Origin of the sequence: Microcoleus sp. T3_A4, assembly GCF_036700465.1 — a bacterium.
Lineage (GTDB): Bacteria > Cyanobacteriota > Cyanobacteriia > Cyanobacteriales > Microcoleaceae > Microcoleus.
Window position 1 is genome coordinate 21,319 of the sequence record NZ_JAUBOY010000016.1, and the last position, 13,822, is coordinate 35,140.

Consider the following 13,822-nt stretch of genomic DNA (forward strand, 5'->3'; position numbering starts at 1 on the left):
TTAGAATTTATAACTTAAATCTTAAAAGATAAAATTCACGACTTGGGAATGAGCATTCCCTATCAGGGTTTGGATCACCTACAGTTGCATTCTATTTTTTGAAGTGGTCTTAATTATTTTTAATCTGTAACTTACGGTGGGAAGCAGAAAATCGATCACGACTTGCAAAAAAGTCAACAAGGAAATTAGATCCTCCAATTCTCAAGCCCTCGGACACTCAGGCCCTCGGGCGCTCTCCGCTTTGACACAGGTTTAATAGCCCAGCGGTGTTTCCACACCGGCTCGACTCTTGAGAGCGGGCTCAGAATTTGGTGCCGCAACGGGCGATCGAGTTTCAGGGGCCGGCTGCAAGAAAATCGTGTCCCCAGGATTCTGTGGAACCAAACCGGTTTCGGAATTTTGGGCTTCTTTAGCAAGTTGGTGTTTCAAGACTTCGCTAGAAGCACTCAATTGCTGTTCCCGGAGGCGCAGAGTTTCCAGTTTTTGATACTCCTGACTCCAGCGCTGCTCGCCGTAAACTGTCAAGCCGTAGAGACTCAGAGCACCGCCCAAAAGCATAAGCGCTACCACTGAGGAGGCGCGCTGTGCCTGCAGGAGCGATCGTAACCACACTGGCTGCTGCTGGCGATTGGGCAACACTTTCAGCACTGATGCCGACGATCGAGTCTGAGCCTGTTCATCTGCTGGCGAGTAGTTGGGCAATACCGGCCCTGTCTTCGCCCGCCTAGCTTTGGCAATAGAAGTAACTTTGCTTTTGGCAGCGCCAGCAGCGGGCTTGCGGGTCGATCGGGAGCGGGGAGAATCGGGGGATCTGATAGCAGCGGTCATAGAGTTCACCAATACGTAAAATGGGGTAGCTTCAGCTTGATTGAGGTTAAAAGTTTTTTGTCTCCGAGATCGCCAGTGGTGGCTATCTGCGTTCGATCGGCTATCCTTACCAAGGATACCTCACAAGCCAACCAACCCATCCTACCACTGGTCTCTTTGACTTCAGGATTTGCCAAAAAAAAGAAATCTTTGCTGGTTAGCGATAATCTATGTGAAATTTATTAATAAATGCAGTATTGTAATCAACGAGCGAATCGTTGAGCTATTCGTGCCAGCATTGTTTCTCAAGTACACTATTCCCTTCCTTGCGATGGGTTTTCAATGTTAAGGAGTTTTTATGAACAAGGGATTAATTCGTTTGACTTTGGTAGTGGGCTTGGCAGCCGCCCTCGGCGCCTGCGGAGGTGAGACCACCAGCCCCACCAGCCCTTCTCCGGGCGGACCTGGCACTACTACTACTCCTCCTGCTGCTTCTTCTCCATCTCCAAAGGCCACTCCCACTACTAGCCCTGCCCCTACTCCTAAAAAGCCCTAACAAGGGCTCTGTCCGAGTCGGTGCCCAACGAGCCTAGCCTCGGGGTGAAAAATGGTTCGCTCCTCGCATTTTTTCATCTCATCGGTCTAGGTCTCAAGTTGGGTGGTAGTGATTGTCTGATGCTTTTACTACTAAAGTTCAGTACGTCCCGTTACCGCAGCAAAGTCCGCTGATTCGCTGCGTTACAAAAACATTCCCTTTCAACTAGAAAATTTGACCAATAATTTCTTGATGGTACCCGCCACGTGATTTATCCGTGGAATCAATCCCAAATCCAAAATCCTTGCATCCTCAAGCCCCCGGATTTATCCGTGGTGTCAATCTCAAATTTAAAATCTAAAATCTCAAATCGAATGACTCCCGGCCTGCAGGTCTTGAAACTCAAACCTGTGACAGGATGTTTGAGGACATTGCCACTGCTGCTGCCTCAACTGAATATCCACCGGAGGCAAGCGAGACTCGACGCAAATTTTGCACTCTATCCAGTCTCCCTTGCCTTCCCCGCAACTGTTCCCACAGACGAGAGGAAAGCAAGCAGACACTTGGATGCTCGTCGAAAACTGGCTCGATGACAGCATCGGCATTGCTACTCGATTTGTTGACTACGAGTTTCGCGTCTGTGCGGTCGAGCACATCGAGCCGTCTGTTTTGAGCAAGTTTAGTGATTCAATTGGCGCCGCACCAGTTCGGTATTAACCCTGCCTCGGCAAAACTCGCTCCAGTTGCGCCTCAGTGCTGCTTTAAACCTATTGCACCGTCGCTGGTAGGATGGTGCTAGTTTGGTAGGCAATTCCTTGAGGATGGCAGATATTGCTTGCTGCTGTCGCCATGCTGAGTGCTTTAGCTTTGATTCCTCAATACCGAGTTAAGCATCCTTGGCTGTTTGAGCGTATTGCCCAAATTCATGGACTTTGTGGGGAGACCCAGCCTCCAGAATCTGAAAGTCTATCGATCAGGCTATCCTCCCTACCTGAAAATTCCAGGTAAACTATTAACTGCTGACCGACACTTACAGGCTTGACCCTCCTGTCGCGGCAAATCGACAATAGTTGGAAAATTTTCCATATCACATATTAAATAATAAGTCAAGGATATTTCGGAAAAATATAAATTTTTCAATTTGTTTTAATATTTCTATACTTAGATGTTAGCAGCAAAACCCCAGCTCTGCCGCCGGCAAGGCAACAGCCTGCCGTGTGTGCAAGGGCGCGCGCTGGAGCTGCAGCAGTCAAGATCATGCTAATCAGTGGTAGGATCAGCGATCAAAAATGTATCCAAATGTAAAGTGCAGCGCCGCTCTAGGTTTTGAAAGCCATTTAGTTAAAAGATTGAGGTAAGTAGTTTTATGCCCGCGACCGTCCCCTTTGAACAGATTGACCGCATTGTTTGGAATCAGCACCACGATCCATTTGAAGTGCTAGGCCCTCACGCGATCGAAGAAAATGGCAAAAAAGTCTGGGTCGTCCGAGCTTATCTGCCGAATGCGGATGCGGTATCCGTAGTTTTGCCGGAGGCCAGGGCCGAATACCCGATGAAATCAGAACATCACCCTCACTTTTTTGAATGTACGATCGACACCCCAGAACTAGCAAACTATCAATTGCGGGTCAAAGAAGGGGAACACGAGCGCTTCATCTACGATCCCTACGCCTTTCGATCGCCCAAACTCACAGAATTCGACCAGCACCTATTCTCAGAAGGCAATCACCACCGCATTTATGAAAAACTCGGGGCGCACCTCACCGAAGTAGGCGGCATCACAGGAGTATATTTTGCCGTTTGGGCTCCGAATGCCCGCAACGTCTCTGTTTTAGGAGATTTCAACTATTGGGACGGCCGCAAACATCAAATGCGGAAGTCGCAAAACGGCATCTGGGAATTATTTATTCCGGGACTATCCGTGGGAACTTCCTACAAATACGAAGTGAAAAACCAAGACGGACATCCCTACGAAAAGTCCGATCCTTACGGTTTCCAGCAAGAAGTGCGGCCTAAAACAGCATCAATTGTCACCGACTTAGACACCTACACTTGGCACGACAGCGCTTGGATCGAAAAGCGGCGGCACACAGACCCACTGACGCAGCCGATTTCGGTTTACGAATGCCACATCGGTTCTTGGCTGCACGCGGCTACTGACGAACCCGCCGTGCTAGCAAATGGGGAAATAGAACCCCCCGTGCAGGTTTCGGAACTCAATCCCGGGGCGCGCTTTCTGACTTACCGGGAATTAGCCGATCGGCTGATACCCTACGTCAAAGATTTGGGATTCACCCACATCGAAATGCTGCCCATCGCCGAACATCCTTTCGACGGTTCTTGGGGCTATCAAGTAACTGGCTATTTCGCCCCAACTTCCCGCTACGGCAAACCTGAAGATTTCATGTATTTTGTTGACCAGTGCCACGCCAACGGCATTGGCGTACTGGTGGACTGGGTACCGGGACATTTCCCCAAAGACGGCCACGGCTTGGCTTTCTTTGACGGAACTCACTTGTACGAACACGCGGACTCCCGCAAGGGCGAACACAAAGAGTGGGGAACCCTAGTATTTAACTACGGCCGCAACGAAGTGCGGAATTTCCTAGTATCAAACGCTCTGTTCTGGTTTGACAAGTACCACATCGACGGGATTCGCGTGGATGCCGTAGCCTCGATGCTTTATTTGGATTACTGTCGCGAACCGGGAGAATGGCTGACCAACCAGTACGGGGGCCGGGAAAATATCGAGGCGGCAGATTTTCTGCGTCAGGCGAATCACGTCATTTTTAGCTATTTCCCAGGGGCGCTGTCGATCGCCGAAGAATCTACCTCTTGGCCGATGGTATCATGGCCGACCTATGTAGGCGGTTTGGGTTTCAACCTGAAGTGGAACATGGGTTGGATGCACGATATGCTCGACTATTACCACATGGACCCGTGGTTCCGCCAGTTCCACCAGAACAACATAACTTTCAGTATGTGGTACAACCACAGCGAGAATTTCATGCTGGCTTTGTCCCACGATGAGGTAGTCCACGGCAAAGCCCACATCATCGGGAAAATGCCAGGGGACGAATGGCAAAAGTTTGCAAACGTGCGGTGTTTGTTTACTTTTATGTTTGCTCATCCCGGAAAGAAAACGATCTTTATGGGGATGGAGTTCGGCCAGTGGCAAGAGTGGAACGTTTGGGGGGATTTGGAGTGGCGTTTGCTGCAATTCGAGCCGCACCAAAAGTTGAAGCTGTTTTTTAAAGATTTGAACAATTTGTACCGCAGCGAAACGGCACTTTACAGTCAAGATTTTGCTGAGGATGGGTTTGAGTGGATTGATTGCAGCGACAACCGACACAGTGTCGTGGCATTTGTGCGCCGAGAGAAGGATGGCGACGAGTTTGTGGTGACGGTGTGCAATTTTACGCCGCAGCCGCACTCTCACTATCGCGTAGGAGTGCCGGAACCAGGTTTCTATACGGAGTTGTTTAACAGCGACGCGCGGGAATACGGCGGCAGCAATATGGGGAATTTGGGCGGTAAGTGGACTGAGGAGTGGTGGTTCCACAACAGTGCTTATTCGATCGACTTGTGTTTGCCACCTTTGGGGGTCTTGATCTTAAAGCTCGATCGGGCAAAAACAACAGCAAAATCTCAACAGTTTTAAGTTGTGAGTCATGAGAGTTTTGAGTTAAACATCAAAACTTTATTAAACCTAAAACTTTGAGGGTATTTAGAAACCCGGTTTCTTGCAGAAACCGGGTTTTTTCTGTTTTGTTGTTGCGAACAAAGGAAGTTCTGCAACGGATTCGCTTTCTTCGGATTTAAGGAGTTTAATATTAATTCCGGTTGCATCGGAATGATTTAACCGCAGAGATCGCAGAGATCGCAGAGGAAGAGAAGAGAGAGATGAATAATTTCGATGCACACAGAAAGGATATAATAACTCTTCTAAATACTTAGGCTACCCCTCGAGTCCGATCGGCGGGGGAACCGCGAGGGTATAAGTTCCAAATACTACCGCTAGGCGAGCGTACCTCTTACCAATTTTTAATTTCGAGTATCGGAAGCGCCAAGATTATAAGAAACTTTTGACTGCTCAACTGTTACTACTTCCGAAAGAGATTGTTCTGTCGATACCTCTAAAGCTGGCAGTGGTAGATGCTTCATTTCCCAAACTTTCAGCAAAATTAGATATTCATAAAAAGCTTGCAGCGTGCACCAAGCCAATCCCGCTTGGCCGTCAAGAAATCCGCCGAGTAAAATATACATATAGAAAAAGCGCACCACAGGCCGCAAAGGCAAGCGCAAAGAAAAATCTTTCAAAGCGCGGCGCCTTTCCACCTCCGACGCGCCAAACAATAAATCCCACCAATTTACTTGACCTGCTTCTAATTGACGGAGAGTTTCAGCCGCCTCGTCAGTCGAGTAGCGGTTGTGCTTTTCAATCCAGCGGGAAAGACCTTTGCTGCAAGTATAGTGAGGGTAAGTTTCCTTCAAAAAGTGAGTAGGCCCGTTGCAGACTTCCCGTTCAGTGTGACCGTAGTCAGTAAACCAAACTCGGTCTTTGCGAAAGAGACGCATTTGATAACGGGGATATTGAGTGCTGCGGCGAATCCAGCGCTCCATAAATATTACTTTTTCAGCTACGTAATAGCCGATATATTCTTGACTTTCGATCGCCTTTAAGCATTCAGCAAACAGTGCAGGCGTCATCCGCTCGTCAGCTTCGAGGATGTAAACCCATTCGTACTTGCACGGCACTTCTTGGAGCATCCAAGTCCGCTGGCGTCCGTGAGTTTCAAAGCGGTGCTGCACTGTTTGCACGGCATAGTTCTGAACAATCTCAAGGGTTCGATCGGTGCTGAAAGAATCAACTACAATGATATCGTCACAAAGCAGCGCCGATTCAATGCAAGCGGCGATATCAATCTCTTCGTTGTAAGTCAGAATATAAATTGAGAACATTCCCAGCTTTCAGTAAGGGCAAACTATTTGGTAAACAAACTATTTCTCAGGGATGTCTCGACCAGCGCGATCCCTGCCAGCGCTGGTCAATTTTTGCGGCGGCCGAACCGCAGAATTCCCATACTTCTCAATCCCGTCCAACCAACAGTAATGTAGCCGATTGCTAACAGCAAACTGGTGATTCCCGTCTGCAAACTCGAATTTCTCGATCGAGTTCTTAACTCTTTCTCTTTTTGTTGCTTCCGGGTGCGAATCTCATTACGAGCTTGAGTCGGAAGTGCTTGAGCTTGCTGTTCCAGGAACTTGTCGAGGGCTTTCGGGTCATTTTTCGACTCCTCCAGCACAGCTTTCAATTCCTTGGGCACCTCTGGACTCTTGAGTGCTTGTTGCAGCTTCCCGTTGTCTTCCAGCAGCGCCCCTATCTGGCTGCGACGCTGGCTTTTGAGCTGTTCTACCTGAGCTTTAAATTGAGGGCTTTTAAGTTGTGCCTCAAGTTGACCTTCCGCTTGTCCGGCTTCTTGATCGACTTGAGCCAGAGCATCCTTGAGTTCCAAACGAGTATTGTTGAGGTGAACGGGAACCAGAGATAGGTAAACTAGACCTAACAAGCTGGAAATCAACAGCGCCCAGAATCGCAAGTCCAGCCAAACGTTGCGTCGCTCAATAGAGACTCCACTGCTGCTGTCCACCCAAAAGCCAGTCATCAGGAGGGCGATACCGATCAAAGGAATAACGCCCTTGTCAACTATCTGAGTTGCTGCAGTCAACTGCCAGCCTCGATTGAGAAGGTCTGAAGTTTCTCCCGGCAGCGACAGAACAATGCAGTCAAGCAAAGCAGAGAGAATCAAGATAATCCCCACTACTTTGAGAGTTCGAGCAGCTACTGAAGAAAATTGACGGCTATTACTTGCTTTCATAATTCGTGTTAGATAATTCTACACCCTTAGATTCAAGGGGGTAGTTGAGTGGATTTTGTTGAACGAGTTTAGCTATTTTCCACCAAAATAGCTGCTTCGAGTACCGAACTCGACTTTCCTCTGGGTTTTCACAGGCTGCGGTTACGACCCAAAAGGTCGAGTTTTTGCACAGCTATATAGAGTTGGACACAGAAGGCTGTGCGCTTCTGGGTTGGCTGTAAAGCTTGGTCAAGATTGCGCCCAGACACGGCAGCAAGCAACTGCTGGCTTCTTCTATAGTCTGACGAATCCAGCGTAAAGATGAGTTCTGCACGCTTGGGTTCGGTGCTTTTAACTAGCTTTCGCTCGCGCGGCGGTGTCAGAAATAAGAGACACAGGAGGAGCGCGTTTCGTTGGGTCTCACCCCCTAGGGCTCTCACTCCCCGATCGCCTGCCCGATGCGGGGGAACTAAATCCCTTGTCTTATAGTAATTGATATAAGAGAGGGCGGGAATAAATAATTGTTTACCAACTTTTTTAACGTCCAATTACCAACAGCAGGATATGGCAGTTACCGATAGACGACTAGCTGTTTTTTACGGGAAATTATGTTTTCCAAATCTGCTTCGCCGTTGGTAACTTTTACTTATATTTTTTAGTTTAGCAGTTACCAATTACTAATTAATAGTAAGTCAGAGATAACTATTAATTCGTGGAAAATTGACTGATTTATTTTTTAATAACGAAAGTGCAAACACTCACATTTTTTGGTAGGATAATTTTGAGTGCTGTTCAAATTGGGTGGTAATGACTGCAATGATTTCTGATGTTTATACGTTGAGAGAACTTGAAAGATTGATCGCATCCGATCCGGACAAGTGGCGTCCGATCGTGTTTACTAACGGCTGCTTTGATATCCTGCACTGCGGTCACGTCCGCTATTTGCAGGCGGCAAAAAATTTGGGGCGATCGCTCGTGGTGGGATTGAATAGCGACGCCAGCGTGCAAGCTATCAAACCGCAGCAGCCGGGATTGCCACCCCGCCCGATCGTACCGGAAAATCAGCGAGCCGAAGTGTTGGCCGCCCTCAAACCAGTAGACGCCGTAATAATTTTTGCCGAGATTACAGCAATTAAACTGATAAATATCCTGAAGCCTGATATATACGTTAAAGGAGGCGACTATCAAGTCGAAACTCTGCCGGAAGCACCGGCTGTTATCGCCGGAGGTGGCAAGATTTCCTTAATCGAAATAGAAGTTCCGAGTTCTACCAGTGCGATCGTCAAACGCATTTTACAATTAGGTACTTAACCCTCGATCGCAAACAGCAAACAGTGAGCTAAACTCAGAAGTTGCCCCATCATCAAAAAACACGCTTGGTGCGCGCGTGCGAAGCTATCCCTTAGGGAATCGCTCGTACAACTTCATTCCAATTGCTAAGCAGGAGATAATTTTAATGGAACTCACAAGCAATAACACGATCGCGGAAATCCTACAAAGACACAAAGCAGAGTTACTAGCAGACTGGCTCAAAGAACTGCAAAATACCGGGCTGCGGCGGGACGACTTGATGAGAGCCAAAGAATTGCGCTCCGAGTGTCAAGAGTTCCTGCAATTGCTCCACATTGCAGTGGGGCACGGTAACTTTAGCGACATCCAGACACCCGAATGGGAAAATATGCGGGTGTTGCTAGCAGAAGTTTCGCGATCGCGCGTTCAGAGAGGCTTTACTCCCTCAGAGATAGCGAGTTTCATTTTATGCTTCAAAAAGCCATTGTTCGATCGGCTTTGTCATGAACTGACACAAAACCGCGACGCACTTGTCGAACAACTTTGGCTTTCCACCAGTTTATTAGACCAGCTAGGCCTTTGGGTGACAGAAATTTTTCTCAAAGCTCGCGAAGAAGTAATCGAACGCCAGCAGCAAGAAATGCTCGAATTGTCAACACCCGTAGTCAAACTTTGGCAAGGCATTCTCGCTTTACCCATGATCGGGACTCTCGACAGTGCCCGCACTCAAATAGTAATGGAAACTCTGTTGCAGGAAATCATGGAAACCGGCTCAGAATTTGCAATTTTAGACATTACAGGCGTGCCGACTGTTGACACTTTAGTTGCTCAACATTTATTAAAAACTGTCGCCGCCGCCCGTTTAATGGGTACTGAGTGCATCATCAGTGGCATTCGTCCGCAAATAGCTCAAACCATAGTTCATTTGGGAGTTGACTTGCAGGATATTCTCACAAAAGCTACTTTAGCAGATGCTTTTAAGGTCGCGTTGCAGCGCCAAGGTTTAACTATAAAAAATATTAAAGAGGAAAGATAAACATATTGCATTCTGACAGGTAAACCCAAGTAAAATTTAACGAATAGGTGACTTTGTGGAACGAATACCGATTCTTCAAATGGGAGAATTCTTGCTAGTAACAATTCAGGTAGATATGCACGATCGCTTAGCAATGACGCTGCAAGATGACCTGACGAACCGCATCGTCAAAACAGGTGTTAAAGGTGTGTTAATAGAAATTTCTTCTCTCGAAATTGTTGATTCTTTTATCGGTCGTATTATCAACAATATCGCTAGTATGTCGCGAATTTTAGATGCGGAAACAGTTGTGGTCGGGATGCAGCCAGCGGTTGCTATTACGCTCGTTGAGTTGGGCCTTTCCCTGACAGGAGTTCGCACAGCTTTAAGCGTTGAAAAGGGCATGATTTTGTTGCGAAAATCCTTGGGTTTGTCTCTTGACGAGCAAGCGTAAGCAGTCGATTAATTGTCCCCTGACTGAGGCACAGGCAGTCAAGAAACCTAGTTTGTTTGTAGATACCTTGTTGACAAACTGAAGATTTCTTAGGAGAGGGCTTACGCGCTCAAGGGGGTTAAATCAAGGGTTTGAGATTCCTGCACTATGTTCTCTTTTGAGAGAAAATCGTAGTAAGTGCGTAAGTCCTATTAGGAGAAACTAAGTTGATGAGCGTAAGTCCTATATTTTGGGGAGAAGTTCTATTTTGGTACAGTAGCCGCCATGTCAAAACGTGAGACACTAGAAATCCGATCGTCATCCGATATAGTCCACGTCCGACAGCAAGTGCGAACTTGGGCTGTAGCAATGGGATTCGGTTTATTAGACCAAACTAAAATCGTTACCGCAGCCAGCGAACTCGCCCGCAATACTGTAGAGTACGGCAAAGGGGGAACTGTAACTCTTGAAACGCTCGAATTAGGAACGCGCAAAGGGCTACGACTGATATTTGAAGACAAGGGGCCGGGAATTCCAGACATCGAATTGGCTATGACTGACGGTTATACTTCTAATCAGGGTTTGGGTTTGGGGCTCAGTGGTTCTAAACGGTTGATGCACGAATTTGAGATTGTTTCCAAAGTGGGTAAGGGGACTAAAATTGCGATCGTCCGCTGGCGGTGAACCAGTAATAGGATTTGAGAGTTGAGATTTTTGATTAAACCATTGGGAATGACCCAAAGTATCCAGGATACAAGCCCCCGGATGAATCCGTGGGGTTAATGCTTCAATTCTAAAATCTAAAATCTAAAATCTAAAATCTAAAATCGATTGAGTGAGGACGATCGGGGTTTGGAGCTTGCGTATAGTTGTATTATTTTTTTAATTGGTATAAAGAGTAACCAGCAAAGCCAAGAAGTGATTCTTGGCATCCCACAGCATACCCGGAGAGGGTTGGCGTAGGGAGGATTTCATTATGAGAACTGATAAAAAATGATAGATGCCGTAGCCCTGCCCGTTACAGAAGAAAGTCAAGTCGGAGAAGCGCGGCGAATCGCAGTCGCCCTGGCGGCCGAAGTCGGATTTAACGAGACCGATCGCGGTAAAGTGGCAATTGTTACCACCGAAGCCGCAAAAAACCTGGTCAAGCACGCCCGCGAAGGAGAAATTTTGCTGCGAACATTAAAAACAGCGGCAGGATATAGCATTGAAATAGTAGCGCTAGACCGGGGTCAAGGAATGGCAAATGTCGCGCTGTGTCTGCGGGACGGTTTTTCTACAGCGGGAAGCCCTGGAACTGGACTGGGGGCAATTAAACGCCTCTCTACTTTTTTTGATATTCATTCTGTACCAAAACTGGGGACAGCCTTATTAGCGCGGCTGGAACCGACCCAAAATAGCCGGGAAGCATCCCAAAACAGCAATTACTTGGAATTTGGGGTCGTCCACTTGCCAAAAGCAGGAGAACAAATTTGCGGCGATTCCTGGGCGGTAGAAAATCACCTTGACAAAAACCTGATCTTAGTTGCAGACGGGCTCGGCTACGGGGATTTGGCGGAGGAAGCGTCTGGCGAAGCAGTGCGGGTATTTGAGGAAAACGCCAAACTCGGGCCGAAAGCAATTTTAGAGAAGGCGCACGTTGCTTTAAAAAATACCAGAGGAGCGGCTGCGGCGATCGCCCAAATCGATCGTACCCAACAAACAGTTTGTTTTGCCGGAATTGGCAACATCAGCGGTGTAGTTGTCACAGATAACCAAAGCCGTAGCATGGTTTCCTACAACGGCACAGTTGGACATATGATGCGAAAAGTAGCAGAATTTGTCTATCCTTGGTCGCAGCAGTCCCTACTCATCATGCACTCCGACGGTTTGGCGGCGCAGTGGAATTTAAACCGCTACCCGGGTTTAGCCTCCAGACATCCTGCTTTAATCGCAGCCGTGCTCTACCGGGACTTCAAACGCACTCGCGATGACATGACAGTTATAGTAGCCAAGATGAGAGAAGCAGCGTGAGTTACCCAATCCTGACGACGGAAGTCCGTTTTGAACAAGACATCGTACAAGTACGCCAAAGAGCTCGCCAAATTGCTAAAGGGCTGGGATTCGATTCCCAAGTACAAACCCGCATCGCCACAGCAGTTTCCGAAATTGCCCGCAATGCTTTCAAATATGCAGGCGGTGGCAAAGTAGAATTCATTGTGGAAGGGGAATCGCCCCAAATTTTTCGGACTCGGATTTCCGACACGGGGCCGGGAATTGCTGATTTAGCGGCTGTGTTAAGCCCCAATTTTCGATCGCAAACCGGCGCGGGACTTGGTTTAGCAGCAGCGAAACGCTTGATGGACGAAGTGCAAATCGACTCGGCGCCCGATCGCGGAACGGCTGTACAATTAATTAAACAGTTTTCCAAAAATATGCCGGCGCTGAGTGCGATCGAACTCAATCAATTAGTTGACAAACTAGCGCGCCAAATTCCCGAAGATCCCTACGCTGAAATTCAGCAGCAAAATCAAGAATTACTACGCACTTTAGACGAACTCCGCCAGCGTCAAGAAGAACTCGTACAATTAAATCAACAACTAGAAGATACCAATCGCGGAGTCCTAGCACTTTACGCTGAATTGAACGACAAAGCCGAATCTCTCCGCCGCGCCAGCGAACTCAAAACCAGCTTTCTCTCCAATATGAGCCACGAGTTTCGCACTCCGCTAACGGCAATTCTGAGCCTTTCCGAAATATTGTTACATCGCCTAGACGGAGAACTTTCCGCCGAACAGGAAAAGCAAGTAAATTACATTCATAAATCTGCCGAGTCTCTCGCAGAACTTGTCAACGACTCGTTAGATTTAGCCAAAGTGGAAGCCGGAAAACTAACTGTTCGCGTGGCTGATTTTGAAGTCGAAGATTTGTTCAGCGCCCTGCGAGGAATGATGCGCCCCCTGCTTCCCCAAAACTCTGCCGTGTCTATAATTTTTGAAGATCCTCTCGAACTTCCAATCCTCACAACCGACGAGGGCAAAGTTTCTCAGATTTTGCGAAATCTGATTTCTAATGCCCTCAAATTTACCGAAGCAGGGGAAGTTCGAGTTGCTGCGGAAATAGGAGAGGAGGGAACAGTTACTTTTTCAGTAGCAGATACGGGCATCGGCATTCCCCCAGCCGACCAAAGGCAGATTTTTGAAGAATTTGTCCAACTCGAAAACCCCTTGCAGAAGCGCGTCAAAGGCACGGGATTGGGATTGTCTCTGTGCAAAAAACTGGCGGAATTTCTGGGGGGAAGCATTGAAATCACAAGTTCACCCGGAGTGGGTTCGACTTTTTTTGTTACACTGCCGATTCTGTATCCTGGAGAGGAAGAAAACCCTTTGGAAATATCTGCTGCTAAGGCAGATGAAATATCGCTGGCGATCGTAAATTCTCGTAGCTTGAGGGGTTCCGGGCCATCGCCAGCGGCGGATTCAGCAGCCAAAGTTTTGAATGGGGAGGATGAAGATAGTTTTTCGGTATTTGCTGAAAAACTTGCCACCAATTCATTGTACTGCGATATAGGTCGCCAACGGTGGTGAAGGTTGGGTGCGGCTGCTCTTTGAGCAACCGCCAGCAATTTTTATCGACATTATGATACTGACTCTGACCGAATTTGAGGTTTTGGAAGGGTTGAAGTGCGATCGAACTACTTGTCAAATATCTGCTATCGTGATGAATTCAAAACATTTTGGGTTACATCACTTTTTTGCTGTACGGGATGCTAGGCCTGCACGGTGAAACATATTATTCCGATGCAAAGGGAAACGATATCAGGCATTGTAGCTTTTGAGGACTGAAGTCGGATGCTGCGAACGTAATTATATTTTTTTCACCGAATTTTATATGGTTCGTAAGAG

Annotated in this window: 12 protein-coding genes; 8 read left to right on the forward strand and 4 right to left on the reverse strand. The window is 47.6% G+C overall.

Features of this window, described 5'->3' with window-relative positions:
* Nucleotides 1-252: 252 nt before the first annotated feature.
* Nucleotides 253-828: a hypothetical protein gene (locus QUA07_RS10995; RefSeq protein WP_333324926.1), complete on the reverse strand. Its 576-nt coding sequence runs from the start codon at nt 826-828 to the stop codon at nt 253-255.
* A 337-nt stretch (nt 829-1,165) separates the two neighbouring features.
* Here QUA07_RS10995 and QUA07_RS11000 point away from each other — a divergent pair, with 337 nt between their 5' ends.
* Entirely contained in the window at nt 1,166-1,363 is a 198-nt protein-coding gene (locus tag QUA07_RS11000) for a serine protease (protein WP_333324928.1), read from the forward strand.
* A 381-nt stretch (nt 1,364-1,744) separates the two neighbouring features.
* Here QUA07_RS11000 and QUA07_RS11005 read toward each other — a convergent pair whose 3' ends face one another.
* Nucleotides 1,745-1,996 carry a hypothetical protein gene (locus QUA07_RS11005; RefSeq protein WP_333324929.1) on the reverse strand — a complete coding sequence of 84 codons (252 nt, stop codon included), beginning with the start codon at nt 1,994-1,996 and terminating at the stop codon, nt 1,745-1,747.
* A gap of 712 nt (nt 1,997-2,708) precedes the next feature.
* Between QUA07_RS11005 and glgB the strand changes: the two genes are divergently transcribed.
* Nucleotides 2,709-5,003: a 1,4-alpha-glucan branching enzyme gene (glgB, locus tag QUA07_RS11010; RefSeq protein WP_333324931.1), complete on the forward strand. Its 2,295-nt coding sequence runs from the start codon at nt 2,709-2,711 to the stop codon at nt 5,001-5,003.
* Between the two features lie 383 nt (nt 5,004-5,386).
* Here glgB and QUA07_RS11015 read toward each other — a convergent pair whose 3' ends face one another.
* Nucleotides 5,387-6,304, reverse strand: coding sequence for a glycosyltransferase family 2 protein (locus QUA07_RS11015; protein ID WP_333081351.1), 918 nt, complete (start codon nt 6,302-6,304; stop codon nt 5,387-5,389).
* An 86-nt stretch (nt 6,305-6,390) separates the two neighbouring features.
* Complete coding sequence (gene hpsJ-B, locus QUA07_RS11020) at nt 6,391-7,221, reverse strand: hormogonium polysaccharide biosynthesis protein HpsJ (protein ID WP_333324934.1); 831 nt, start codon at nt 7,219-7,221, stop codon at nt 6,391-6,393.
* Between the two features lie 786 nt (nt 7,222-8,007).
* On the opposite strand from hpsJ-B, the gene rfaE2 reads away from it, so the two are divergent.
* From rfaE2 to QUA07_RS11050, 6 genes are all read left to right on the forward strand, one after another.
* A complete protein-coding gene (gene rfaE2 / locus QUA07_RS11025) occupies nt 8,008-8,511 on the forward strand; it encodes a D-glycero-beta-D-manno-heptose 1-phosphate adenylyltransferase (protein WP_333081354.1) in 504 nt (167 codons plus the stop codon).
* Between the two features lie 145 nt (nt 8,512-8,656).
* Nucleotides 8,657-9,526 (forward strand): STAS domain-containing protein, encoded by an 870-nt coding sequence (locus QUA07_RS11030; RefSeq protein ID WP_333324936.1) that lies wholly within the window; start codon nt 8,657-8,659, stop codon nt 9,524-9,526.
* A gap of 55 nt (nt 9,527-9,581) precedes the next feature.
* Nucleotides 9,582-9,959 (forward strand): STAS domain-containing protein, encoded by a 378-nt coding sequence (locus QUA07_RS11035; protein WP_333081356.1) that lies wholly within the window; start codon nt 9,582-9,584, stop codon nt 9,957-9,959.
* A 264-nt stretch (nt 9,960-10,223) separates the two neighbouring features.
* Complete coding sequence (locus QUA07_RS11040; RefSeq protein WP_333081357.1) at nt 10,224-10,622, forward strand: anti-sigma regulatory factor; 399 nt, start codon at nt 10,224-10,226, stop codon at nt 10,620-10,622.
* A 309-nt stretch (nt 10,623-10,931) separates the two neighbouring features.
* Nucleotides 10,932-11,951, forward strand: a complete 1,020-nt coding sequence (locus QUA07_RS11045; RefSeq protein ID WP_333324938.1) for an ATP-binding SpoIIE family protein phosphatase — start codon at nt 10,932-10,934, stop codon at nt 11,949-11,951.
* Nucleotides 11,948-13,504 carry an ATP-binding protein gene (locus QUA07_RS11050; protein WP_333324940.1) on the forward strand — a complete coding sequence of 519 codons (1,557 nt, stop codon included), beginning with the start codon at nt 11,948-11,950 and terminating at the stop codon, nt 13,502-13,504. Before QUA07_RS11045 ends, QUA07_RS11050 begins: the two co-directional genes overlap by 4 nt.
* The last annotated feature ends 318 nt before the right edge of the window (nt 13,505-13,822 follow it).